This window comes from Microbispora sp. NPDC046973 (assembly GCF_040644495.1).
Classification (GTDB): domain Bacteria; phylum Actinomycetota; class Actinomycetes; order Streptosporangiales; family Streptosporangiaceae; genus Microbispora.
In genome coordinates this window covers 1-1,115 of sequence record NZ_JBEYWQ010000089.1, presented here as the reverse complement: position 1 = coordinate 1,115, position 1,115 = coordinate 1, and the positions used below count along the sequence as shown (strand labels likewise).

The 1,115-nt window shown below is 69.1% G+C and carries 1 protein-coding gene; it reads right to left on the bottom strand.

Annotated elements, in window-relative coordinates; translation table 11 throughout:
* The coding region (locus ABZ860_RS42830; protein WP_357232622.1) for an ATP-binding protein at positions 1-1,115 on the bottom strand (1,115 nt) is incomplete at both ends.

Genomic DNA, 1,115 nt, shown 5'->3' with positions numbered 1-1,115 from the left:
GTTTCGGTTGATGAGGGGCAGGCGGAGGACGAAGCGTGCTCCGCGGGGGGAGTCCTCGATGTGCAGGGTTCCGTGGTGGGTGTGGGCGATGTCGCGGGAGATGGCCAGTCCGAGTCCGGTGCCGCCGGCGTCTAGGCGTCGTCCTTCGTCCAGGCGGGTGAAGCGTTCGAAGACCCGTTCACGGTCGGCGGGGGCGATGCCGTTTCCGTCGTCGGTCACCGTGAGGACGGCTCGGCCGCCTGCGGATTCGACGCAGACGGTGACGCGGGTCGCCGCGTGGCGGCGGGCGTTGGTCAGCAGGTTGTCTATCAGCCGGATGAGCTGGATGCGTGAGCCGTGTACCCATACTTCCCCGGTGGTGTGGATCTCTACCGGGGTGTGGCCGGGGTGGGTGTGGGCTTCCTCGGTGACCAGTGCGGTGAGGTCGATCGGTTCGCGGGGGGCGGGGTGGCCGCCGCGTAGTCGGGCGATGGTCAGCAGGTCGTGCACGATGGCTTCCAGGCGGCCGGTGGCCGTCAGTGCGCCGCGGATGGTGTCGTGGGGATCTTGTTCGGGGTGCAGGAGTGCTTCTTCCAGTTGTAGCCGCAGTCCGGCGATCGGGTTTCTGAGTTCGTGGGAGGTGATGGAGGCGAGGCGGTAGTGCTGTTCCATGGGCTGTAGTGCGCGGCCGGTGATCGACCATGTGAGGCGGCCGCCGGACAGGACGGCCAGGAGTGCGGGCGCGGCGATGAGGTATTCGAGGCGGTGTGTGGCGAGCAGGGGGGGTTCGTGGGTGCCGGCGTAGACGACGGGGGCGTCGGGGGCTGGTGATACCCGGTTGGCCATGAGCAGGATGCACTGCTGGCCGGGCGTGCACTCGACGCGCCGCTGGAGCCGGTCGGTGGGTGGGGGCCGGTAGGTGCTCAGCGGTGCCCGCCGGGCTGCCTGGGTGCTGGCCTCCATTACTCTTCCGTGGGCGTCGACGACCTGGATCAGGTCGATGGTGGCGGAGGTGGAGGCGGGGTCGGGCAGGATGCCGCCGCGTATCTGGGCGCTCCAGCGGGCGGCGACCTGCTCGGCGTCGAAGAACACCTGGTCGTGGATTTTGTAGCGGATGGCCAGGTCCAGGCTCACGC